Raw genomic sequence first — 22,956 nt, 5'->3', positions numbered from 1 at the left:
GGCTTTTCATCCCCTAGAGTGTCCCAGTAGCCGATTATCCACGGACTGTGCATAACCCTGTGGATTAAGTGGGGCCAGCACCCTGGTTCCGGACTTGGGCTGCAGGCAATGCAGGCAAAGCAAGTTTTGAGGGAACCGATTGATGACAGTAGACGAAGCCAACCACGCCAATACTGTCGGAAGTTCCTGGCGCCGGGTTGTCAGCCTGCTGGAACAGGACCACCGCGTATCACCCCGCCAGAGGGGCTTTGTCATCCTTGCCCAGGCGCAGGGGCTCATCGGTTCCACCCTCCTGGTGGCCGTGCCCAATGAACTCACCCGGGAAGTGCTGCAGACCCAGGTCAAGGACGCCCTGGACGATGCCCTGCACAACGTCTTCTCCGAGGACATCCGCTGCGCCATCGACGTCGACACGGATCTGGTTCCCATCCATGAGGAGCCTGAGCCCGTCGTCGAGCCCGCCTACGCACCTGACCAGCTGATCGAGCAGAAGCCGCAGCCCATGCTGCCCAGCACGTCGCATGAATTCGGCCGGCTGAACCCCAAGTACGTCTTCGACACCTTCGTGATCGGTTCCTCGAACCGCTTTGCCCACGCAGCCGCCGTCGCTGTCGCCGAAGCTCCTGCCAAGGCGTACAACCCGCTCTTCATCTACGGTGACTCCGGACTGGGTAAGACCCACCTCCTGCACGCAATCGGCCACTACGCCCGGCGGCTCTACAGCGGGATCCGTGTCCGCTACGTCAACTCCGAAGAGTTCACCAACGACTTCATCAACTCCATCCGTGACGACGAGGGCGCCAGCTTCAAGACCACGTACCGGAACGTGGACGTGCTGCTCATTGACGACATCCAGTTCCTGGCGGGCAAGGACCGGACGCTGGAGGAGTTCTTCCACACATTCAACTCGCTCCACAACAACAACAAGCAGGTAGTCATCACCTCGGACCAGCCGCCCAAGCTGCTGGCAGGGTTCGAGGACCGCATGAAGTCCCGGTTTGAGTGGGGCCTGCTGACGGACATCCAGCCGCCGGAACTCGAAACCCGTATCGCCATCCTCCGCAAGAAGGCACTGAGCGAGGGATTGTCGGCACCGGATGATGCCCTGGAGTACATCGCTTCCAAGATTTCCAGCAATATCCGCGAGCTTGAAGGTGCCCTGATCCGGGTAACGGCCTTCGCAAGCCTGAACCGCCAGCCCGTGGACGTGGCACTTGCCGAAATGGTCCTGAAGGACCTGATTACCGACGACGGCGCGCAGGAGATCACGTCCGCCCAGATCCTCCAACAGACGGCGGACTACTTCAAGCTCAGCATGGAAGAACTGTGCAGCAAGTCCCGGACCCGGACGCTGGTCACCGCCCGGCAGATCGCCATGTACCTCTGCCGGGAGCTGACTGACATGTCGCTTCCCAAGATCGGGCAGGAACTTGGCGGCCGCGATCATACGACGGTCATCCACGCCGACCGGAAGATCCGCGAACTGATGGCCGAACGCCGTGTGATTTACAACCAGGTGACAGAGCTGACCAACCGGATCAAACAGCAACAGCGCGACTCCTGAATCCACACCGCCCCCGGCACTCCATACCTTATTAACAGGGGCATGTGGATAAGCCTGTGGATAGTTAAGGGGACAAGCGCGGTTAATGGGCTTAAAACCCTTAAGCCGTCTGTGGATCGTTAAAAACCGGCCTTCACGTTGTCCCCATCCACACCCTGTTTAAAACCCAGTTAACGCACAGTCCGTGAACAGGCCCTAACCGCGGAACGGTGGGGCAGGACAGGGTTATCCACAGTTTCCACAGCAGTTATTAACACTACGAATCCCAAAAAATTGAATTCCCTCAAACAACAAGATCGATCCGAACGCCCGGCGAGGGGGCCTGCCGGCCCCAAAGCGGGCCGGGCTGTACACCGGGGGATGGGTTAATCGAGGATCTTCCGGCTAAGCTGTCAGCAGCGCTCCCATCCCTGGGTTTCTGCGTGGTTGCGAGCTCGACGAACCATGCACCAGCCAGGGTGCGCCCCACTTCTTCCGGAGTTTCCCTGCGAAATTCCCGGGTTTACCTGGCAGCAGCAATGAAAGGCGGCACCCTTCCGTGAAGTTCAGAGTCGATCGGGACGTCCTGGCAGAAGCCGTCACCTGGACAGCCCGCTCGTTGTCTCCGCGGCCGCCGGTGCCTGTCCTCTCCGGCCTGCTGTTGAAGGCTGAAGCGGGAACGGTCAGCCTCTCCAGCTTCGACTACGAGACCTCGGCACGGCTTGAAATCACGGCGGACATCAGGGATGAAGGAACCATCCTCGTGTCGGGCCGCCTGCTCGCCGACATCTGCCGCAGCCTGCCTTCCGCTCCGGTGGATGTCGAAACGGATGGCAACAAAGTCACGCTCACCTGCCGCCGAAGCAGCTTCCACCTGGCCACCATGCCCGAAGCCGAGTACCCCCCGCTGCCTGCCCTGCCGGCCATCAGTGGAACCGTTCCGGGCGACGCCTTTGCCCAGGCCGTTTCCCAGGTCATCATCGCTGCGAGCAAGGACGACACCCTCCCCATCCTCACCGGCGTGCGGATGGAGATCGAAGACGACCTGATAACGCTTCTGGCAACGGACCGGTACCGGCTCGCCATGCGCGAAGTACCGTGGAAGCCGGTTACCCCGGGCATCTCCACCAGTGCCCTGGTCAAGGCCAAGACCCTCAACGAGGTGGCCAAGACGCTGGGCAACAGCGGTGACATCAACCTGGCCCTGTCCGACGACGACAGCCGGCTTATCGGCTTCGAAAGCGGCGGCCGCACCACAACGTCACTGCTGGTGGACGGTGACTACCCGAAAATCCGTTCGCTGTTCCCGGAGTCCACGCCCATCCACGCCACCGTCCAGACGCAGGAACTGGTGGAGGCCGTCCGGCGCGTCTCGCTCGTGGCCGAACGCAACACCCCGGTCCGGCTTGCTTTCACCTCAGGCCTGCTGAACCTGGACGCCGGCACCGGTGAGGACGCCCAGGCCTCCGAGGAGCTGGAGGCCCAGCTTTCCGGTGACGACATCACGGTTGCCTTCAACCCGCATTACCTGATTGAAGGCCTCAGCGTCATCGAGACCAAGTTCGTCCGTTTCTCCTTCACCACGGCGCCCAAGCCGGCCATGATCACGGCCCAGGCAGACGCCGACGGCGAGGACCAGGATGACTACCGCTACCTGGTGATGCCGGTCCGCCTTCCCAACTAGTCCCCATCGGCTCCCAGCCTTCGCAAGCTCAGCCACGGAACCCTGGCGGCGTGGGCGCACGCAGTTGGGCTACCCATCCCCCACCAGCGCAGAAAAGAGAACCCGCATAATGCACATTGGACTGATTGGCCTTGGCAAAATGGGATTCAACATGCGCGAGCGGCTGCGCAAAAGTGGCGTGGAGGTCACCGGCTATGACCGGAACCCGGACGTCACTGATGCCGCCAGCGTCGATGACCTGATCGCTGCCGTCCCGGTGCCCAGGATTATTTGGGTGATGGTGCCGTCGGGGGCCATCACGGACGCGGTAATCAGCGAACTCAGTGAAAAACTGGAACAGGGCGACCTGGTCATCGACGGCGGGAACTCCCGGTTCACCGAAGACCAGAAACACGGCGAACTGCTTGCCGCCAAGGGGATCCGCTTTGCGGACTGCGGCGTCTCGGGCGGAGTCTGGGGCCTGCAGAACGGCTATGGACTGATGGCCGGCGGTGACGCCGCCGACATCGAACGCGCACTGCCCGTCTTTGACGCCCTGCGCCCCGAGGGCGAACGGGCGGACAGTTTCGTCCACGTGGGCGGCATCGGTGCCGGCCATTACGCCAAGATGGTCCACAACGGAATCGAGTACGGCCTGATGCAGGCATATGCCGAAGGCTACGAACTGCTCGCGGCCAAGGACATCGTCACCGACCTGCCCGGCACCTTCCGGGCATGGCAGAAGGGAACGGTGGTCCGCTCGTGGCTGCTGGACCTCATGGTCAAGGCACTTGACGAGGACCCGGGACTGTCCTCGATCGACGACTACGTAGAGGACTCGGGCGAGGGCCGCTGGACCGTGGAAGAGGCCATTGCCAACGCAGTGCCCGCTCCGGCCATCACCGCCGCGCTGTTCGCCCGGTTCGCATCGCGCGAAGACACCTCTCCTGCCATGAAGATGGTTTCCGCGCTCCGCCACCAGTTTGGCGGCCACGCAACCCGTCCCGCCAAGTAGCACCCACCGGGAACCAGCAGCGTTCCCAGAATTGCCGAAAACCGCGTGTACCTGGAACACCTTTCACTGACCGACTTCCGCAGTTACGCCCAGGTTGACCTTGCCCTGGGCCCGGGCGTCACCGTCCTGGTGGGATACAACGGCATCGGCAAGACCAACCTCATGGAGGCCATCGGCTACCTGGCCACGCTCAGCTCGCACCGGGTGGGTTCCGATGCGCCGCTGCTGCGGTTCGGCACGGAGCGTGCCCTGGTGCGTGCCCGGCTGGTCCGCGGAACCCAGGTCACGGTCCTAGAGCTGGAAATCAATGCCGGCCGCGCCAACCGTGGCCGCATCAACCGCAGCAACCCGGTCCGTGCCCGCGATCTTCTCGGCATCTGCCAGACCGTCCTGTTCGCGCCGGAAGACCTGGCATTGGTCAAGGGCGATCCATCCAACCGCCGCCGCTTCCTTGATGAGCTGCTGGCCAGCCTTATTCCGCATCATGCCGCCACCCGCAGTGACTACGACCGTGTCCTGAAACAGCGCAATGCCCTGCTGAAATCGGCCCGCGCCGGAAAATTCACCGCAGCGCATGAATCCACCCTCGACGTATGGGACCAGCACATGGCCCGCGCCGGCGCGGAACTGTTGCACGCCCGGCTGGAGCTGGTGGAACGGCTCCGCCCGCACCTGGCCCGCGCCTATGCTGAGCTCACGGACGCCACCAAGCCCGCCGACGCCACCTACCGTTCAACGCTCCAGAACCAAATGGACGACGACGGCGTCCCGGCCGGCGGCGTGCAGCGCGCCGCTGCCGGGGGTACTTCGGACGGGCAGGATGACCTGCGACTTCTCTCGGTGGAACAACTCACGGAACGGTATGTCCAAGCCTTTGCGGAGTCGCGGAAGAAGGAACTGGAACGGGGCATATCGCTGGTTGGGCCGCACCGTGACGAACTGGAGCTGATGCTGGGCCAGGCGCCGGCCAAGGGGTATGCCTCGCATGGGGAAACATGGTCCATGTGCCTGTCGCTCCGGCTGGCCTCGTACTACGTGATGCTGGACGATGCCCGGACCGGAGGCTCGGCGCCCATCCTCATCCTGGACGATGTGTTTGCCGAACTTGATGTCCAGCGGCGGCGTAAACTGGCGGCAATAGTCTCCGGCGCGGAACAGGTCCTGGTGACCGCCGCCGTCGACGCCGATATTCCGGAAGAGCTGTCCGGGCGGCGGGTGAAGGTCATCCCGGGAGGTATCGATGAGCACTGAGCAGGGCGGGGGGCCGCAGCCCGGCCGCGAGCCTGACAACATCGATGCCCCGCAGGCTGCGCTGAACCGGATGCGCGAAGCCGCGGCCGCGCGCGGTGAAGTCCGGCGCAGGGTGGCCCGGCCTGGTTCGCAGAAGGCCAAGGGCGGTATCCGTGACACGCGCGGCTTCAGCCAGTTCCACTCCACGGGCCGCGACCCCCTGGGCCTGGGAAAAGTTGTTGGCCGGCTGGTGGCAGAGCGCGGCTGGACGTCACCGGTGGCCGTCGGTTCCGTCATGGCGGAGTGGGCCACACTGGTGGGGCCGGAAATCTCGGCCCACTGCACTCCCGAAAGCTTTACCGACACCACACTCCACGTGCGGTGTGATTCCACTGCCTGGGCCACGCAGCTGCGGCTTTTGAGCAGCAGCCTCCTCGATAAATTCCGCCGGGAACTGGGCGACGGCGTGGTGACCAGCATCCAGGTACTCGGCCCCTCGGCACCCAGCTGGCGCAAGGGTGGACGCAGCGTCAACGGCCGTGGGCCGCGGGACACGTACGGATAGCCGGCACCCAGCTCTTGAAACTGCGCCCGAGGGCGTGTAGGGCGCTGTAAGGACCGCAGCGTGTATAGGCACCCGGAGGGCGTACCGCGGGGCCGCCCTAGGCGGGACCCAGAGCCTCGGAGGGCCATGTTCACTGGCGGCGAAGGCCCTCCGAATGCAGGGATCTGGACCTGTTCGCGGTAGAATCGATGCAGATAACTGGGCGCGGATGAAACGTTGACACCAGTCCGTTCTCCGCGCGCTATCCGCGTGCGGAGCGTGGAGCACCAACCGTCAGCAAGTCACCGGCGCCATAAGTTTGTGCCTGTTGGCGGGTGGCTTTTCCTTGGGAAAAGAAACCGGCCGGCCATCATCGAGAACAGAGGAGTCGCAGCGCCTGTGGCTAACGACAATACAGATATTCTGGCAGCAGATACAGCAGTCGAGGATGGCCGCACCCCTGATACCCCGGCTGCGCCCAGCACCCAAAGGGAATACGGCGCCAGCGATATCACTGTGCTTGAAGGCCTGGAAGCTGTCCGCAAGCGTCCCGGCATGTACATCGGCTCCACAGGGCCCCGCGGCCTGCACCACCTGGTCTATGAAGTGGTGGACAACTCAGTGGATGAGGCGCTGGCCGGCTACTGCAGCCATATCGAGGTGGTCCTTCAGGCCGACGGCGGCGTGAAGGTGGTGGACGACGGCCGCGGCATTCCCGTGGACATGCACCCCACTGAACATAAGCCCACCGTCGAGGTGGTCATGACCATCCTGCACGCCGGCGGCAAGTTCGGCGGCGGCGGTTATGCCGTCTCCGGTGGCCTGCACGGTGTCGGCATTTCCGTGGTCAACGCCCTCTCCAGCCGCGTGGACACCGAAGTGCGGCGCCAGGGGCACGTATGGCGGATGTCGTTTGCCGACGGCGGCAAGCCCCAGGGCAGCCTGGTGAAGGGCGAGGAGACGGACGCCACCGGCACCACCCAGACCTTCTACCCCGATCCTGCGATCTTTGAATCCACCGAGTTCGATTTCGAGACGCTCCGCGCCCGTTTCCAGCAGATGGCCTTCCTGAACAAGGGCCTGCGTATCACCTTGACGGACGAGCGCACGGCAGCCGACGACTCGGACGGCGACCTGGACCTCGACGACCTCAGCACCGAGGGCGAGGTCAGCGCAGAGCACCGCACAGTGGTGTACCAGTACGACGAAGGCCTGCTGGACTACGTCAAGCACCTGAACTCGGGCAAGAAGGTGGAGGTTGTCCACGAAGACGTCATCGCCTTCGAAACCGAGGATACGGAACGCCGCATCGCCCTGGAAATGGCCATGCAGTGGACCAGCGCGTACTCCGAGAGCGTGCACACCTACGCCAACACCATCAACACCCACGAGGGCGGCACCCACGAAGAAGGTTTCCGCGCTGCCCTGACATCCCTCATCAACCGGTACGCCCGGGAGAAGGGCATCATCAAGGAGAAGGAAGACAACCTCACGGGTGACGACATCCGTGAGGGCCTCACCGCCGTCATCTCCGTCAAACTGGCTGAACCCCAGTTCGAAGGCCAGACCAAAACCAAGCTGGGCAACTCCGAGGTCAAGGGCTTCGTCCAGCGCGTTGTCACCGACGGCCTGGGCGACTGGCTGGAGCGCAACCCAGGCCCCGCCCGCGACGTCATCCGCAAGGCGATCTCCGCCGCCCAGGCAAGGATGGCAGCGCGCAAGGCCCGGGACAACGCCCGGCGCAAGAGCCCGCTGGAGTCCTTTGGCATGCCTGGCAAGCTTTCCGACTGCTCCTCCAAGGATCCGGAAAAGTGCGAGGTCTACATCGTGGAGGGTGACTCCGCCGGTGGTTCCGCCAAGCGCGGCCGCAACCCCGAGACACAGGCCATCCTGCCGCTGCGCGGCAAGATCCTGAACGTGGAACGCGCGCGCCTGGACAAAGCCCTGGGCAACGCGGAGGTCCAGTCCATGATCACCGCCTTCGGAACCGGCATCGGTGAGGACTTCGACCTCGCCAAGCTGCGGTACCACAAGATTGTGCTCATGGCAGATGCCGACGTGGATGGCCAGCACATCACCACCCTGCTGATGACCCTGCTGTTCCGCTACATGCGTCCCCTGATCGAGAACGGCTACGTGTACCTGGCGCAGCCGCCGCTGTACCGGATCAAATGGTCCAACGCGCCGCATGACTACGTCTACAGCGACCGCGAACGCGACGCCAAGCTGGTGGCGGGACAGGCCGCCGGTCGCCGCATCCCCAAGGATAACGGCATCCAGCGCTACAAGGGCCTGGGCGAGATGGACTACACCGAGCTGTGGGACACCACCATGGATCCCGACCACCGCACGCTGCTGCAGGTGACCATGGACGATGCCCTTGCCGCCGACCAGATCTTCTCCGTCCTCATGGGCGAGGACGTGGAATCACGCCGCAACTTCATCCAGCAGAACGCCAAGGACGTCAGGTTCCTGGACATCTAAGGACCCGCTCCAAAGTATTCGGAACCAGACATATACCTGAAACGGAAAATAAAGAATGAGCGACGAAACCCCCGAGATTCCCGCCCCCGAGGCCGGGACTCCGGACACCGTTCTTGAAGGCGACGTGCTGATCGACCGTGTGGAACAGGTGGACCTGCAGACCGAAATGCAGCGTTCCTACCTGGACTACGCCATGGCCGTCATCGTGGGCCGTGCCCTTCCGGACGTCCGCGACGGCCTCAAGCCCGTGCACCGCCGAGTCCTGTACGCGATGTTCGACGGCGGCTACCGCCCCGACCGGTCCTTCAACAAGTGCGCCCGCGTGGTGGGCGAGGTCATGGGCCAGTACCACCCGCATGGCGACACCGCCATCTACGACGCCCTGGTCCGCCTCATCCAGGACTGGACCATGCGCTACCCGCTGGCCCTTGGCCAGGGCAACTTCGGTTCGCCCGGCAACGACGGCGCAGCGGCACCCCGGTACACCGAAACCAAGATGGCACCGCTCGCCATGGAAATGGTCCGGGATATCGACGAGGAAACCGTCGACTTCCAGGACAACTACGACGGCAAGAACCAGGAACCCACCATCCTGCCGGCAAGGTTCCCCAACCTGCTGGTGAATGGCTCCTCGGGCATTGCCGTTGGCATGGCCACCAACATCCCGCCGCACAACCTCCGGGAAGTTGCCGACGGCGTGCAGTGGTACCTGGCCAACCCCGGCGCCACCCGGGAAGAACTGCTCGAGGAACTGCTGGTGCGGGTCAAGGGCCCCGACTTCCCAACCGGCGCCACCATCCTGGGCCACAAGGGCATCGAGGACGCCTACCGGACCGGCCGCGGTTCGGTCACCATGCGCGCAGTGGTTGCGGTTGAGGAACTGCAGGGCCGCACCTGCCTGGTGGTCACGGAGCTCCCGTACCAGGCCAACCCTGACAACCTGGCCATCAAGATCGCCGAACTGGTCAAGGACGGCAAGATCTCAGGCATCGCCGACCTCCGGGACGAAACCTCCGGCCGCACCGGCCAGCGCCTGGTGATCGTCCTCAAGCGCGATGCAGTGCCCAAGGTGGTGCTCAACAACCTTTACAAACACACAGAGCTGCAGAGCAACTTCTCCGCCAACATGCTCGCCATCGTGGACGGCGTTCCGCGGACACTCAGCCTCGATGCGTTCATCCGGCACTGGGTAACCCACCAAATGGACGTCATTGCGCGCCGTACCCGTTACCGCCTGCGCAAGGCGGAAGAGGAAGCCCACATCCTCCGTGCCCTCCTTAAGGCACTGGACATGCTGGACGAGGTCATTGCCCTGATCCGTGCCTCCAACACCACCGAAGCCGCACGCGACGGATTGATGGAACTGCTGGATATCGACGAGCTGCAGGCCCGGGCCATCCTGGACATGCAGCTGCGGCGCCTGGCCGCCCTGGAACGCCAAAAGATCCAGGACCGGCACGCCGAACTTGAAGCCCTGATCGAGGAGTACAACGCGATCCTGGGCTCCGAGCAGCGCCAGCGCGAGATCATCAGCGTCGAACTGGGCGAAATCGTTGACAAGCACGGTGACGACCGCCGGACCAAGATCCTGATGGGCTTTGATGGCGACATGTCCATGGAGGACCTCATCCCCGAAGAGGAGATGGTGGTCACCATCACCCGCGGCGGCTACGTCAAGCGCACCCGCAGCGACAACTACCGGTCGCAGCAGCGCGGTGGCAAGGGTATCAAGGGTGCCCAGCTTCGGGGTGACGATGTAGTGGAACACTTCTTCGTGACCACCACCCACCACTGGCTGTTGTTCTTCACCAACCTGGGCCGGGTCTACCGTGCCAAGGCATACGAGTTGATGGAAGCGGGCCGGGATGCCAAGGGCCAGCACGTGGCCAACCTGCTGGCATTCCAGCCGGATGAGCACATTGCCCAGGTCCTTGACCTGAAGGACTACCAGCAGGCGCCGTACCTGGTCCTGGCCACCAAGAGGGGCCTGGTGAAGAAGACCAGGCTGGAGGACTATGACACCAACCGTTCCGCAGGCGTAATCGCCATCAACCTGCGCGACGGCGATGAACTGGTCTCCGCCCAGCTTGTGTCGGAAACCGACGACCTCTTCCTGGTGTCCCGCAAGGGCCAGTCCATCCGCTTCACCGCTACGGACGACGCGCTGCGCCCCATGGGACGTGCCACCTCGGGTGTGACCGGCATGAAGTTCCGTGAGGACGATGAACTCCTGGCTGCCGACGTGGTCACCGACGGCTCATTCGTGTTCGTCGTAACTGAGGGCGGCTACGCCAAGCGTACGGCCGTGGAGGAATACCGCCTCCAGGGCCGCGGGGGCCTGGGCATCAAGGTGGGCAAGTACCAGGAAGAACGCGGGCACCTCGTGGGGGCGCTCATTGTCCAGGAGGAGGATGAAGTCCTGGTGGTCATGGAGGGCGGCAAGGTTGTCCGCTCCTCCGTTGCCGGTGTCCCGGCCAAGGGCCGTGACACCATGGGCGTCATCTTCGCCAAGCCGGACAAGAACGACCGGATCATTGAGGTGGCACGCAACAGCGAACGCGGTCTTGAGGACGAGGAATCCTCGGGGGATGACGTAACGTTGGCTGAAGATGGCGGGACCGCTGGGGAATCCGCCGAGCCAGCAGTGGCAGAAGAATCACCGGCCGTTGAGTCAGAGGACGCCTCGGGCGACGCTGAGCCGAACGAAGACAACACGGAGGTAACGAGTGAGTAATTCCGACTCATTTCCCAAGCCGAACAGTACTGTTCCCGACGGGAACCGGCCTGCAGGGGCTCCCCGCGTGAACGCCCCCGTACGTCCGCAGCAGCGGCCGGCAGCCCCTGCCGGCGCTCCCGGCCAGCGACCTGCTGTCCCGGGCCAGCGGCCGCAGCAGGGAGACCGTCCCGCGCAGCCCGGCCAACGCCCCTTCCAGGGCCCTCAGGGGCAGCGCCCGGCACCGGCGGGGCAGCGTCCCGCCCAAGGGGCCCCGGGCCAGGGGACGCCCGGCCTGGTCAAGCCGGCGCCGAAGGCCAAGGTCCGCCGGGCCCGTCTTCTGATCAGCAAGGTGGACCCGTGGTCCGTCTTGAAGATGGCGTTCCTGCTCTCCGTGGCACTGGGAATCGTTACCGTGGTGGCCGCCATTGTCCTCTGGACTGTTCTGGACCTGACCGGGATCTTCGACCAGGTGGACAGCCTGCTCGGTACGCTCGCAGGTTCTGAAAGCGGCGGCTTCGAACTGAAGAAGGTGGCCTCACTGGGACAGGTCGCCTCGTTCGCCACCATCATTGCCGTGGTCAACGTCGTCCTGTTGACGGCGCTGTCCATGCTGTCAGCTGTCCTCTACAACATTTCTGCCACCCTGGTGGGCGGCATTGGCGTTACCCTCACCGACGACTAGGAAGCCATTTCCGCCGGCCCAAAACCGGCGGAAAGGCCCGATTTGAGATCGGGCCGGGGTGTGCTGTAAAGTCATGTCTCGGCCCGATGAGGGATCGGGGCGTATAGCTCAGGCGGTTAGAGCGCTTCGCTGATAACGAAGAGGTCCCAGGTTCAAGTCCTGGTACGCCCACGGAACCTGTGCAGGTTTCAAACAAGGGTCAGGGATGGATTCATCCATTACCTGGCTGGAACGGGGAGCATGTGAAGAAGTTGCTTGTACTGGCAGCGGCAATCGCAGGCATCCTGGTCTACCGGAAAGCACAGGAATCCGAAGCCCGGAAAACAGTCTGGAGCAAGTCAACCGATACGGTGGACTAGCCCGGGAGCCCGCACCGGGAGCCTGTCAGCGGCTCCACGGTTCTAGGGTATGATTGACGGGTTGCTTCTTATGGGGGCATGGCGCAATTGGTAGCGCACCTGCTTTGCAAGCAGGGGGTTCGGGGTTCGAGTCCCCGTGCCTCCACCATAAGGAAGTCCCGGTCAGCGGAAACGCTGGCCGGGACTTTTCGCTTTCCATCTCTGTCAGGGACGAGCTTCAGGGGGTTGCCGTGAATCTGATCATCGCGGCCCTCGGCGTTCTCGGCGTCGCCTCATCGGGCCCCCTGATAGCGGCCACACTTGGCGCAACCAGCGTCAGCGCCCTGGCCATTGCCTTTTGGCGGAACGCCATCGGAGCGGCCGTCATGGCCACGCCCACCCTGGTCCGGGAGCCCCGCCAGTTCGGCAGGATTTCCCGCCGCGAGTTCGGCTGGTCGTCCCTGGCCGCGGTCGCCCTCGCACTGCACTTTGCCTGCTTCATCACTTCCCTGCAGCTCACCTCCGTAGCCGCCGCAACAGCCCTGGTCTGCCTGCAGTCGGCCTGGATTGCGGTCTTCCAGCTCTTCCGCGGCACCCGGCACCGCTGGCAGGTCCTGGCCGGTCTGGGCATCGCCTTCGGCGGGGTCGTTGCCATCACCGGCTTCGACCTCGGAACCTCACCGCAGGCACTCACGGGAGACCTGCTGGCGGTGGCCGGTGGCGCACTGGCAGGCCTCTACACCCTGGCCGGGGGCAAGGCGCGGCAAAGCATGACCACCGGAACCTACACCACGCTTTGCTACGGGATGTGCGCCGCCCTCGTGGCAGTACTGGCGCTGTTCGCCGGCCAACCCCTGGCCGGGTTCGAGCCCGCAGGCTGGCTGGGAATCGCAGCCATCACCGTCTGTGCGCAGCTGGTGGGCCACACCGCATTCAACCACCTGCTGGCCACCATGAGCCCGCTCATCGTCTCCATGATCATCCTCCTGGAGATCCCCGGCGCAGCCCTGCTGGCTGCCGTGTTCCTGCACGAGACCCTGCCGGCCGGCACGTACGCCGGACTCGGCCTGATCCTGGCTGGACTCGCCGTCGTGGTCCTGGGCCAGAGGGCCGCAATGGCAACGCGGCGCGGAACGGCCCCGCCGCCGGACCGGCTCGCGGAGTTGGGGACGGACTGAGCTACTGCCCGCCGCGGCGCACGGGCTGGGCTGTGTTGACCGTGTGGATGGCCCGGAGGAGCTTGGCCGGGAAATATACCGAGAAGAAGACCACCATGGGGGCCTTCAACGCCATCTTCCTGACATTGTGGGCTTTATAGGTCCGGTCAAAACGGGTGACGTAGTAGCGGTAGTCGCGCGGGGAATCCTCCAGCCGGCGTGCCGACATCCCGGACACCATTTGCGGCCAGTACCGCACCGGAAGCTCATGATCGGCCAGGTGCAGGGACAAATCGATGTCCTCGTGCATTTCGTCCTTTTCGTCGCGGCAGGTCTCGGAGCGGATGGTCTCCCAGGCACTGGCACGCAGGGCCATATTGGAGCCGAACAGGAAATGGTACTGGTGCTTGGCCAGCTTGAGCATCAGCTGGCGCATTTTGTCGTCGGCCTTGAGCCCAAAGCGGCGCATCGGCATGTCGTAGTACACCACAGGGCCCGTGGCAGCCTGGACGGACCAGTCAGCGAAAGCCTTCTGGACCTGCTCAACCCAGTCCGGTTCCACGATGGAGTCCGCGTCAATGCGACCCAGGATGTCCCCGGTGGCGCTGTCCAGACCGAAGTTCCGGGTGGGGATCAGTCCCTGCTCCCGGTCCTGGCTCAGCAGGATGATGGGACTTTCCGGGTACTCAAGCTGCATCTGGCGGACAATGTCGGCAGTGCGGTCTTTGGAAAGGTTGTCCACCACGATGATCTCGTGGGCGGGAACGGACTGGTAGATGGCAGCGATGAGGCACTGCCTGATCACGCTTTCCTCGTTGTAGGCCGGGATGACGATGGACACGCGGAGCTGTTCGGCTGCGTCGTTCAAGGCATCCCCAGAGGGTCGATTGGCTGGCATCACTACAAATCTAGCACCCGGGCCACCGCCTGCCTTATGCGGTGGCCGCGCTTCTGCGGCGGCCCGGGAGTCTGTGGAGGGCAGTCAGCAAAATCGGCGGGAGGAATGGCTCTGGTACGCAAAAGGGGCCCCGCGGTGAAACGGAGCCCCTTGGTGCGTTGCGGGAAAACTAGGCCTGGCTGCTGCCCTTGTCAGTCTCCGTGGCCGGCTTTGCGTCATCGGCTGTGCTCTTGGCAGCCTCCGAGGTGTCGGCGGCCACGTGCTTGGCCTTGTCAGCGGCGTCTGCGGACTTTTCAGTGGCCGTATCCGCTGCCTCACCTGCCTTCTCCGCTGCGGCGGCTGAGGCAGATCCGGCAGCAGAGGCAGCGCCGCCGGCAGCGTTTGCCGTGCTTTCCTTGACATCACTGACAGTGGTGGCGGGCACCGGGGCAGGAGTCGGCGTGACCGGTGAAGGAGTCTTCCAGGGGTCCTCCACAGGCTTGGATGCCTTCCACGCGGCGACACCGGCGGCAACGGCAGCAGCAACAACTCCGAAGACCAGCCAGCCGCGCTTCTTGGGCTTTTCGGGCTGGGCCAGCTGGAGTTCAGCGGCACGGCCGGCACCTGCTGCGGCTGCCTTCAGCTGTGCACCGGTTGCCTGGGCCTGTTCCTGGAGGGCGTGGATGATTCCCACATCGCCCAGCTTCTGTGCCACGGCATCCACCCGTGCCGGAGTGTTTTCCAGGGTGCGGTGGACTGCACCGGATGCCACGCCGATCTGGTCCGAAAGCTTGGGCAGGTATTCCACCACCACCCGGTCGCGGGCATTCAGGACAACGGGCGTGGCTTTGTCCAAAGCCTCGTGCAGCCTGGGTGAGGCGCCTTCGACGACGTCATTGATCTTGGGGGCCAGCTGGGCCAGACCGTCCTGGATCCGGGGAGTCACGGTGGCAACACCGTCGGCCAGGGAGTGCGCGGCCGTCTTCAGGCCTTCCTGGATCTTGGGAGAAGCGGTATCCAGGCCGTGCTGGAGACGGGGAACAGCCCAGTCCACTGCAGCTTCCACCCGCGGCGCCGCCCAATCCTTGGCATTTTCCACCGCACTGGTGACCGACTGCTCAAGGTCACGGGTAATACGATCCGATTTCTTCACAACTACCTCCCGATTAATGTGACGGTTCTGTCGCTAGCCTACGTGCCCAGATCACCCCGGGCTATTCACTCTGCGGATTTTAGGGGGATTTCACCCAGCGCGGAACTGCCCCCGCAGCCGTGGCCGCAAATAACCGACATGGGAGAATGGGGCCTATGACTGCCATCGCAACTGCAAAAGCAACCATCCACACCAGCCTCGGCGACATCGTGGTTAACCTCTTCGGCAACCACGCGCCCAAGACTGTCAAGAACTTCGTTGGCCTTGCCACGGGTGAACAGGCATGGACCCACCCGGAAACCGGCGAGGACAAGGCCGGCACCCCGCTCTACAACGGAACCATCTTCCACCGCATCATCAAGGACTTCATGATCCAGGCGGGCGACCCCCTGGGCCGTGGAACCGGTGGCCCCGGCTACCGCTTCGACGACGAAATCCACCCGGAGCTGAGCTTCAACCAGCCCTACAAGCTCGCCATGGCCAACGCGGGAATCCAGATGGGCAAGGGCACCAACGGTTCACAGTTCTTCATCACCACCATTCCCACCGACTGGCTCCAGGGCAAGCACACCATCTTCGGTGAAGTGGCTGACGAGGAATCCAGGAAGGTCGTCGACGCCATTGAGGGTGTCCGCACCGGCATGGGCGACCGCCCGGTTGAAGACGTCACCATCAACAGCATCGACATCGAGCAGCTGTAACACCCCAGCATGAGTTACGGAATTCCGTCGGCCGAGCCGTCCGCCCAGGTCCCGGTCTGTCCCCGGCACCCGGACCGGCCGTCCTACGTGCGCTGCCAGCGCTGCGGGCGCCCGGCATGCCCTGACTGCCAGCGGGCGGCCGCCGTCGGATTCCAATGCGTTGACTGCGTCAACGAAACAGGACGTTCGACGCCGGAAGTGCGGACCGTCTATGGCGGCGCCGTTGCCACCGGCAAGCCATTGGCGACGTTCGGCATCATCGCGGCCTGCGTTGTTGTTTACGCACTGCAGATGCTCATCCCGGGCGACTTCGTATACAAGCAGTTCGCCTATAACAACATTTTTGTTGCCCCGCAGTACGGTGCTTTCGAGCCTTGGCGGATGCTGACATCAGCCTTCCTCCATTCCCCGGATTCGCTGCTGCACATCCTCCTTAACATGTATACGCTCTGGATTTTCGGCCAGGCCCTCGAACCCGTTCTGGGCCGCGTCCGGTTCCTGGCGCTGTACCTGATTTCAGCGGTTGGTGGTTCAGTCGGCTACCTGCTGCTCAATCCCGTGTTGGTGCCCGGCCAAGGGCTCGTGGGGCTGGTAGGTGCTTCCGGAGCCATCTTCGGCCTTTTCGGCGCCATGCTGTTGGTTCAACGGCAGCGCGGCGGCGACACCCGCCAGCTGTGGGTCCTGATTGCCATCAACGGCGTCATTGGCTTCCTGATCCCCCACATCGCCTGGCAGGCCCACCTGGGCGGCCTCATTACGGGCGGACTGTGTGCGGCCGTCCTCGCCTACACTCCGCGCGGACGCCGCCAGGGTGTCATCCAGGCCTTGGGGCTGGCGGCCGTGCTGGCCCTGCTCATCGCTGTGAGCTGGGTGCGGGTAACTCTCTAGGATCCCGCCCAAACCGCAACGGCACTCTGCCCCCGCCACCAATGGTGTCGGGGGCAGAGTTGTTTTCCACAGGGCTTATCCACAATGTTGGTAACTTACACAGCTGTAGTTCATATGCGCGTCCTCCCGTTTATGGCCTGCGTCCGGGGATGGGCTGGAAGGCTGCGCCACTTTCTCCACATCTGTGGATAACCTGTGGGGATATTGCTGTGTGTAAGTGGATAAGCAGGGGATTCCACGGGATTTTGTGGACAACTACGCACCGGCAGCGTCATGTTGGCCCAGTGCACCACCCCGGAGGGGCGTTATCGACACCCTTATACACAGTGTTAATAACTGACAGAGGTGTAGTTTCCGCGTTGGAAAACCCGCGGGAGTAGGCGCAGCGCCCGGCGGCGGGAGGATTTCCACGGGCTTACCCACAGTTGTGGATAACTTGTGGGTATTGCGCTGTTGGTAAGTGGATAACATCCCCGGCGGGCCCTCCGCGTCCTGCCTATGATGGTTGCCTGCCAAGCCGTTCTATCGACAAGGACCCCCGTGAGCGTCACCGAGCATCTATACCTGGACAAACAGCACCCCGCTCTCTGGAAGTCAATCAGCGGCCTGGGCCTCAGGGTGCAGGAAGCAGCAGAGGAGGCTGGAATCGGGCGCGGCCTGCTGGAACTCCTCAACGTCCGGATCTCCCAGATCAACGGATGCGCCTACTGCCTGGACCTACACGTGCGGAAGGCGGGCGAGGCAGGGGAAACCCCGCAGCGGCTGGCAGTATTGCCCGCGTGGCGTGACACGGCCTTGTTCACCGGCAAGGAGCGGGCGGCCCTGGCGTTGGTGGAGAGCATCACTGAACTCCCGGACCAGCGGACGCAGGAGCATGCGGAGGCGGCCGCCCGCGAATGCCTCACGGCAGAGGAATTTTCGGCCGTGAGCTGGGTTGCGGTGACGATGAACGCGTTCAACCGGGTTTCCATTACCAGCCACCATCCCGTCAAGCGGGACCGCCTGTAGCCTCCCGGACCCCCGGACCCCCGGACCCCCGGACCCCGCGGGTATCCACCGGGCACGTAGGGATTATCCACAGGTATTCCACACTGTTAATAACCGCATCTGCCCGGCAGACTTAGCCTTATCAGCACGGCCCCGGGGGCCGGCTGCCACATCTGGAGCTGCCAGGGAGGCTTTTCCACACTGTGGATAACTTTCCTAACAGTTGGGGATAACGGTGTGCCGCGGACCGGTTCTGCCCCGACCGGCCTCACACCTGCCAGACGCCGGAAGATCCCCGCCGATGGCTCGCCAGGAGGTGGGTGTCCACGATTCCCACCGCCTCCATCAGGGCGAACATGGTGGTGGGTCCCACGAAGGAAAAGCCGCGCTTCCTAAGTGCCTTGGACAAGGCAATGGACTCTGCAGACTGGGTGGGAATCTCCGCGGCAACCCGGGGCTCCGGGGTGCTGTCCGGCCGGAAGCCCCAGACAAAGTCCACCAGGCCGCCGTCGTTCCGAAGCTCCAGGGTGGCCTGTGCGTTCTTAACCGTGGCAAGGATCTTCAGCCTGTTTCTGATGATGCCCGGATCCTGCAACAGCCGCTCCACGTCCGCGTTGCTGAACAGGGCCACAGCCTCCGGATCGAAGCCGGCAAAGGCGGCGCGGAACGCGGGGCGTTTGCGCAGGATGGTGGCCCATGAAAGCCCGGCCTGGAAGCCCTCCAGGCAGATGCGTTCATACAGGCCCTGCTCGTCGGTGACGGGCATGCCCCATTCCTGGTCGTAGTAGTTCCGCATGAGCGGGTCCGTCGCGGCCCACGCCGGCCGCGCGAGGCCATCCTCGCCGATAACTACGCCGGCGGATTCGGGAGCCACGGCAGTCCTCCCCGGAACAGTCGCGGGACGCCGCTCAGGAGCGCCAGCGGGTAGTCATCAGGAAGCCGACGATGGCAATGCCAAAGCCGGCAACGATGTTCCACGACTGCCAGGCCTGCACAGGGAAGCGTCCCTCGCTGATGTAGAACGTGATGATCCAGAAGAGGCCAATAATCATGAGTCCAAACATGACCGGCTTGAACCAGACGGGATTGGGCTTGTAAGCCTGGGGGGAAGCCGGCTGGGCGGTGCTGGCGGTCTTCTTGCGAGGCTTTGACTCGGGCACTGGCTCTCCTTGGCGGGATGGGGCAAGACCGGCGCCCCGGGCTTGGTATCCTGCAAGAAGGAAATTTCCAGCGGTCTGCGCGATCTTGGTCAAATCTGGATTCTTACTAGCAGCCAATTCTAGCCGCAGTTGATGGGCAGCCGGTGCCCAGGGTAAACGCCCGGAGGAGAACGCGTGGTATTGCAGGAGAAGGCGGGGCCCGCCACTGCGCCCGCCCCCCGTCGTGCCCTGCTGCGCGGCACCATCCAGGTTCTGGGCGAGCTGTTGATAACCGCCGGCGTTATCCTCCTTCTCTTTGTGGCATGGCAGCTGTGGTGGACCAACGTCGAGTCCGATGCCAGGCAGAGCCAGGTCATCAAGGAATTCGCCCAGGACCTGGGCACTGCCGCCCCCGCTCCCGCACCAACTGCGCCCGCCGCGGCACCCGCCGCCGGTGAGGATTTTGGCAAGCCCGTGGTGGGTACCGCCCCCGGCCACGCGGGAACGATCGGCATCATGTACATCCCCCGGTTCGGCCCCGGCTACACCCGCCCCATTGTCGAGGGGACCAGCCAGGATGTCCTGGACACCCTGGGCCTTGGGCACTACGGCAACACGGCCATGCCCGGTGCGGTAGGCAACTTTGCGGTGGCTGGGCACCGCCAGACGCACGGTGCAGTGCTGGATAACATCCACACCCTGGTGCCCGGCGACAAGATCTACGTCCAGACCAAGGACGGTTATTACGTCTACGTCTTCCGGAACAACCAGATTGTGATGCCTTCGCGCACGGACGTCCTGGAACCGGTGCCCACCCAGCCCGGCGCCACGCCCACCGAAAGCTACCTCACCATGACCAGCTGCAACCCCCGCTTCGGGGCGGAAGAACGCATCATCGCCTACGCCCTCCTGGACAGCTGGCGTCCGGCTGCAGCGGGCCCGCCGGCCGAAATCGCGGCGCAGGTTGCGGCAGCCACCGGAAGGAACTGACTGTGTACGCCTGGATTTTCCGCCACCTGCCCGGACCGCTCTGGCTCCGGATCTTCATCTCGCTGGTTCTGATCTTCATTGCCCTGGTATTGATGGTCCAGTTCCTGTTTCCCTGGATGTCCCATTTCACCCAATTCACCGACTCGACGATTGGTTCCACAGACCAGCCATGACCACAACCAAGATCCTTGTAGTGGATAACTACGACAGCTTTGTCTACACCCTGGTGGGCTACCTCCAGGAGCTGGGCGCCGAGACCACAGTTGTCCGGAATGACGACGTGACGCTGGCGGAGGCGATTGAGCTTGCCAGCACCCGCGACGGCGTCCTCATCTCCCCGGGTCCGGGTAATCCTGCTGAAGCGGGCATCTGCATCGAGCTGATCAAGTGGTGTGGCGAAAACAGCGTCCCCATGTTCGGCGTATGCCTGGGCCACCAGGCACTGGCCGAGGCCTTCGGCGGCAAGGTGACGCACGCCCCGGAACTCATGCACGGCAAGACGTCCCAGGTGGAGCACATCGGCACCAGCGTTTTCGCCGGGCTCCCCTCCCCCATCACGGCCACCCGCTACCATTCCCTGGCCGCGGTCCGGGAGTCCATTCCTGACGTCCTGGAAGTCACCGCGCAGACCGCATCCGGCGTGGTCATGGGGCTGCAGCACCGGACCGCGCCGCTCTGCGGTGTGCAGTTCCATCCCGAATCGGTTCTTACCGAAGGCGGCTACCAGATGCTCGGCAACTGGCTGGAGTCCCTGGGCATGAAAGGCGCAGCCGCGCGGGCGGCGAAACTGAGCCCCCTCATCCAGCACTAGGCCGGCGCCCTCCACCAACCGAAAACAGGTCCAGGGAGGACGTCAGCCCTTCCTGGTGGGCTTCGGCGTGGGAGTGGGAGTGGGCGTCGGCGTCGCCGTTTCGGTCGGAGCCGGTGGGGGCGGAGCCTTGGCCACAACGATGCCGATGGTCTTTCCCTGGTCGACGGCGGCGTTGGCGGGGTCGCTCTGGTCCGTCACCTTGCCCGGCTCTACCTGGGAATTCTCCGCCTCCATCACCGACGGCACCAGGCCAAGCCCCTTCAGGGCCGCCTCGGCCTCATCACGGGCCAGGCCGCGCAGTTCGGGGACAACCACCTTGCCCGTGGAAACGATGAGTTCCACGCTGGTGCCGACGCCAACGCTTTGCCCGGGCGCCGGATTGGAGGTGATCACTATTCCTGCCGGAACGGTGGCGCTGTTGGCCGTGCTGGTTGACGGCGCGCCCACCAGTCCCACCTGCCGCAGGATATCCCGGGCGGCTGCCTCGGTCTTGCCGGGGATGCTGTCCGGGACCTTAACCGAACTGGGGCCCTCGGAGATGTTGAGGATGACCTCCGCCCCCGGCTCCAGTGACCCGCCCGCCGCGGGATCAGTCCCAATGGCGGTTCCCTTGGGCACTGTGTCATTCACCGCCCGCGCGATCCTGGGGCGCAGGCCGGCGTTGTACAGTGCCTGAAGCGCCGCGGTCTCCGTCATCGACGACACCGAGGGGATTGACACTTTGGGTGCAGCGGGGGCTGGGCGGTTGACCGTTTGGTAGAGCCACAGGCCACCGCCTGCCAGTACCAGCAGGGTGAAGATCACCAGGGTGGCGATCCACGCACGACGGCGGGACTTTTGCCGGGTGGTCCGCTCACGTTCCGGAGGGAAGCCAAGCGGGAGCGGCGCAGCCGACCCGTAATCGTCTGCCCTGTATCCGCCCGGCCTGTACCCGTCCATCTCCTGCTCATCCGCAAGTTCCAGCGGACCTGCTGCTCCGTCGTCATGGAGGGAGGGGGCTGCCAGGCGGCCGGTGGGCGCGTCATCAAGGAAGTTGGTCCCCGATGCGGCGAACGCCTCCGTTGGCGGGGACGCTTCGGGAACGTGGTCGTTGGGATCGGTGGGCGCCTCGGACACAGGCACGGCAGGGACAGGGACCCCGGCCTTTGCCGCCCTCAGGGCGCGCCGGAAGGCTGCGGCATCCTGGAACCTGTCGGCCCGGTTCTTTTGCAGGGCCTTGGCCAGTACGGTGTCCAGGGCCGGTGACACATCCGGATTCAGGCTGCTGGCGGGCTCCGGAATTTCCCGCACGTGCTGGTAAGCCACGGACACCGGGCTGTCCCCGACGAACGGAGGGCGCGAGGTCAGCATTTCGTAGAGCAGGCATGCGGCGGAATAAAGGTCACTGCGGGCGTCGACGGTTTCGCCCCGGGCCTGTTCCGGTGACAGGTACTGCGCTGTTCCCACCACTGCCTGGGTCTGGGTCATAGTGGCGGAGGAATCGGCAATCGCGCGGGCAATGCCGAAGTCCATCACCTTGACGGAATTGCTGCCCGGGCAATACATCACATTGGCGGGCTTGATGTCCCGGTGCACGATTCCGGCCTTGTGGCTGTATTCCAGGGCGCCCAGGACCCCCAGGCAGTACTCGATGGCCTGGTCGATGCTGACCTCATGGGCGCGGATCAGATCGCGCAGGGTCTTTCCCTCGACGTACTCCATCACGATATAGGGCACGCGGACGTCCTCGCCGGTGCCGTCGTGGACCAGGTGTTCACCGGTATCGAAGATGGCCACGATCGAGGGGTGGTTCAGGGCCGCCACCGCCTGTGCCTCACGCTTGAACCGTGCCTGGAACTGCGGGTCGCGGGCCATATCCGGCCTGAGCAGTTTGATGGCAACAGTCCTGCCCAGGCGGGTGTCGGTTCCCCGGTAGACATCCGCCATGCCGCCCCGGCCAATGAGGCTGCCCAGTTCGTAGCGGCCGCTCAGGACACGCCGGTTGTCCACCGGCAGGCTGTCCTCCCGGTGCAACGGTGTGCGTGGTGACTCATTCACT

21 protein-coding genes and 2 tRNA genes are annotated in these 22,956 nt (G+C 64.1%); 18 read left to right on the top strand and 5 right to left on the bottom strand.

The features are described 5' to 3' along the window. Window positions 1–142: 142 nt before the first annotated feature. The 12 genes from dnaA (at window position 143) to AC3ANU_RS02145 (ending at window position 13,393) form a co-directional block, all read left to right on the top strand. Window positions 143–1,564 (top strand): chromosomal replication initiator protein DnaA, encoded by a 1,422-nt coding sequence (gene dnaA / locus AC3ANU_RS02200; protein ID WP_018769876.1) that lies wholly within the window; start codon window positions 143–145, stop codon window positions 1,562–1,564. 538 nt (window positions 1,565–2,102) lie between these two features. Further along, window positions 2,103–3,227 carry a DNA polymerase III subunit beta gene (dnaN, locus tag AC3ANU_RS02195; protein ID WP_018769877.1) on the top strand — a complete coding sequence of 375 codons (1,125 nt, stop codon included), beginning with the start codon at window positions 2,103–2,105 and terminating at the stop codon, window positions 3,225–3,227. Window positions 3,228–3,336: 109 nt separating this feature from the next. After that, entirely contained in the window at window positions 3,337–4,221 is an 885-nt protein-coding gene (gene gnd / locus AC3ANU_RS02190; RefSeq protein ID WP_488315375.1) for a phosphogluconate dehydrogenase (NAD(+)-dependent, decarboxylating), read from the top strand. A gap of 45 nt (window positions 4,222–4,266) precedes the next feature. Next, on the top strand, window positions 4,267–5,472 hold the full coding sequence (recF, locus tag AC3ANU_RS02185; RefSeq protein WP_478222625.1) for a DNA replication/repair protein RecF: 1,206 nt from the start codon (window positions 4,267–4,269) through the stop codon (window positions 5,470–5,472). Further along, window positions 5,462–6,016, top strand: a complete 555-nt coding sequence (locus AC3ANU_RS02180) for a DciA family protein (RefSeq protein ID WP_018769880.1) — start codon at window positions 5,462–5,464, stop codon at window positions 6,014–6,016. Before recF ends, AC3ANU_RS02180 begins: the two co-directional genes overlap by 11 nt. Before the next feature lie 378 nt (window positions 6,017–6,394). Further along, window positions 6,395–8,479, top strand: coding sequence for a DNA topoisomerase (ATP-hydrolyzing) subunit B (gene gyrB / locus AC3ANU_RS02175; RefSeq protein ID WP_026265861.1), 2,085 nt, complete (start codon window positions 6,395–6,397; stop codon window positions 8,477–8,479). A 55-nt stretch (window positions 8,480–8,534) separates the two neighbouring features. After that, the gene (gene gyrA, locus AC3ANU_RS02170) at window positions 8,535–11,213 is read left to right on the top strand and encodes a DNA gyrase subunit A (protein WP_018769882.1); all 2,679 of its coding nucleotides are present in this window, start codon (window positions 8,535–8,537) and stop codon (window positions 11,211–11,213) included. Then, on the top strand, window positions 11,206–11,877 hold the full coding sequence (locus AC3ANU_RS02165; RefSeq protein ID WP_026265862.1) for a DUF3566 domain-containing protein: 672 nt from the start codon (window positions 11,206–11,208) through the stop codon (window positions 11,875–11,877). The genes gyrA and AC3ANU_RS02165 overlap by 8 nt, the downstream gene beginning before the upstream one ends. A 97-nt stretch (window positions 11,878–11,974) precedes the next feature. Further along, window positions 11,975–12,048: transfer RNA gene (locus tag AC3ANU_RS02160), tRNA-Ile, on the top strand. Between the two features lie 71 nt (window positions 12,049–12,119). Further along, window positions 12,120–12,236 carry a DLW-39 family protein gene (locus AC3ANU_RS02155; protein ID WP_018769884.1) on the top strand — a complete coding sequence of 39 codons (117 nt, stop codon included), beginning with the start codon at window positions 12,120–12,122 and terminating at the stop codon, window positions 12,234–12,236. Window positions 12,237–12,308: 72 nt separating this feature from the next. Further along, window positions 12,309–12,384 (top strand) — tRNA-Ala (locus tag AC3ANU_RS02150). An 82-nt stretch (window positions 12,385–12,466) separates the two neighbouring features. Then, entirely contained in the window at window positions 12,467–13,393 is a 927-nt protein-coding gene (locus AC3ANU_RS02145) for a DMT family transporter (protein WP_478222624.1), read from the top strand. A gap of 1 nt (window position 13,394) precedes the next feature. Here the strand turns inward: AC3ANU_RS02145 and AC3ANU_RS02140 are convergent, their stop codons facing one another. Both AC3ANU_RS02140 and AC3ANU_RS02135 read right to left on the bottom strand, forming a co-directional pair. Continuing rightward, window positions 13,395–14,270, bottom strand: coding sequence for a glycosyltransferase family 2 protein (locus AC3ANU_RS02140; RefSeq protein ID WP_026265863.1), 876 nt, complete (start codon window positions 14,268–14,270; stop codon window positions 13,395–13,397). A 169-nt stretch (window positions 14,271–14,439) separates the two neighbouring features. Continuing rightward, window positions 14,440–15,402 carry a hypothetical protein gene (locus AC3ANU_RS02135; protein WP_144601133.1) on the bottom strand — a complete coding sequence of 321 codons (963 nt, stop codon included), beginning with the start codon at window positions 15,400–15,402 and terminating at the stop codon, window positions 14,440–14,442. Between the two features lie 155 nt (window positions 15,403–15,557). Between AC3ANU_RS02135 and AC3ANU_RS02130 the strand changes: the two genes are divergently transcribed. From AC3ANU_RS02130 to AC3ANU_RS02120, 3 genes are all read left to right on the top strand, one after another. Continuing rightward, window positions 15,558–16,103 (top strand): peptidylprolyl isomerase, encoded by a 546-nt coding sequence (locus AC3ANU_RS02130; RefSeq protein ID WP_478222622.1) that lies wholly within the window; start codon window positions 15,558–15,560, stop codon window positions 16,101–16,103. 9 nt (window positions 16,104–16,112) lie between these two features. Then, entirely contained in the window at window positions 16,113–16,991 is an 879-nt protein-coding gene (locus AC3ANU_RS02125; RefSeq protein WP_026265864.1) for a rhomboid family intramembrane serine protease, read from the top strand. A 540-nt stretch (window positions 16,992–17,531) separates the two neighbouring features. Further along, a complete protein-coding gene (locus tag AC3ANU_RS02120) occupies window positions 17,532–17,999 on the top strand; it encodes a carboxymuconolactone decarboxylase family protein (RefSeq protein WP_018769890.1) in 468 nt (155 codons plus the stop codon). A 247-nt stretch (window positions 18,000–18,246) separates the two neighbouring features. Here the strand turns inward: AC3ANU_RS02120 and AC3ANU_RS02115 are convergent, their stop codons facing one another. Together AC3ANU_RS02115 and AC3ANU_RS02110 are read right to left on the bottom strand one after the other, a co-directional pair. Next, entirely contained in the window at window positions 18,247–18,852 is a 606-nt protein-coding gene (locus tag AC3ANU_RS02115; protein WP_018769891.1) for a DNA-3-methyladenine glycosylase I, read from the bottom strand. Window positions 18,853–18,886: 34 nt separating this feature from the next. Continuing rightward, the gene (locus AC3ANU_RS02110) at window positions 18,887–19,138 is read right to left on the bottom strand and encodes a cell division protein CrgA (RefSeq protein WP_018769892.1); all 252 of its coding nucleotides are present in this window, start codon (window positions 19,136–19,138) and stop codon (window positions 18,887–18,889) included. A gap of 174 nt (window positions 19,139–19,312) precedes the next feature. Here AC3ANU_RS02110 and AC3ANU_RS02105 point away from each other — a divergent pair, with 174 nt between their 5' ends. The 3 genes from AC3ANU_RS02105 to AC3ANU_RS02095 are packed head-to-tail and all read left to right on the top strand — an operon-like array spanning window position 19,313 to window position 20,918. Further along, window positions 19,313–20,107 (top strand): class E sortase, encoded by a 795-nt coding sequence (locus tag AC3ANU_RS02105; protein ID WP_018769893.1) that lies wholly within the window; start codon window positions 19,313–19,315, stop codon window positions 20,105–20,107. 2 nt (window positions 20,108–20,109) lie between these two features. After that, window positions 20,110–20,280 (top strand): hypothetical protein, encoded by a 171-nt coding sequence (locus tag AC3ANU_RS02100; protein ID WP_018769894.1) that lies wholly within the window; start codon window positions 20,110–20,112, stop codon window positions 20,278–20,280. Continuing rightward, a complete protein-coding gene (locus AC3ANU_RS02095; RefSeq protein ID WP_018769895.1) occupies window positions 20,277–20,918 on the top strand; it encodes an aminodeoxychorismate/anthranilate synthase component II in 642 nt (213 codons plus the stop codon). Before AC3ANU_RS02100 ends, AC3ANU_RS02095 begins: the two co-directional genes overlap by 4 nt. 42 nt (window positions 20,919–20,960) lie before the next feature. Here AC3ANU_RS02095 and pknB read toward each other — a convergent pair whose 3' ends face one another. Further along, window positions 20,961–22,955, bottom strand: coding sequence for a Stk1 family PASTA domain-containing Ser/Thr kinase (gene pknB, locus AC3ANU_RS02090; protein WP_043425018.1), 1,995 nt, complete (start codon window positions 22,953–22,955; stop codon window positions 20,961–20,963). Window position 22,956: the final 1 nt, after the last annotated feature.

The organism is Arthrobacter sp. SDR-2R (assembly GCF_057747955.1).
Note: the sequence above shows the minus strand (reverse complement) of the source record. Positions and strands in the feature narration are given on the sequence as shown.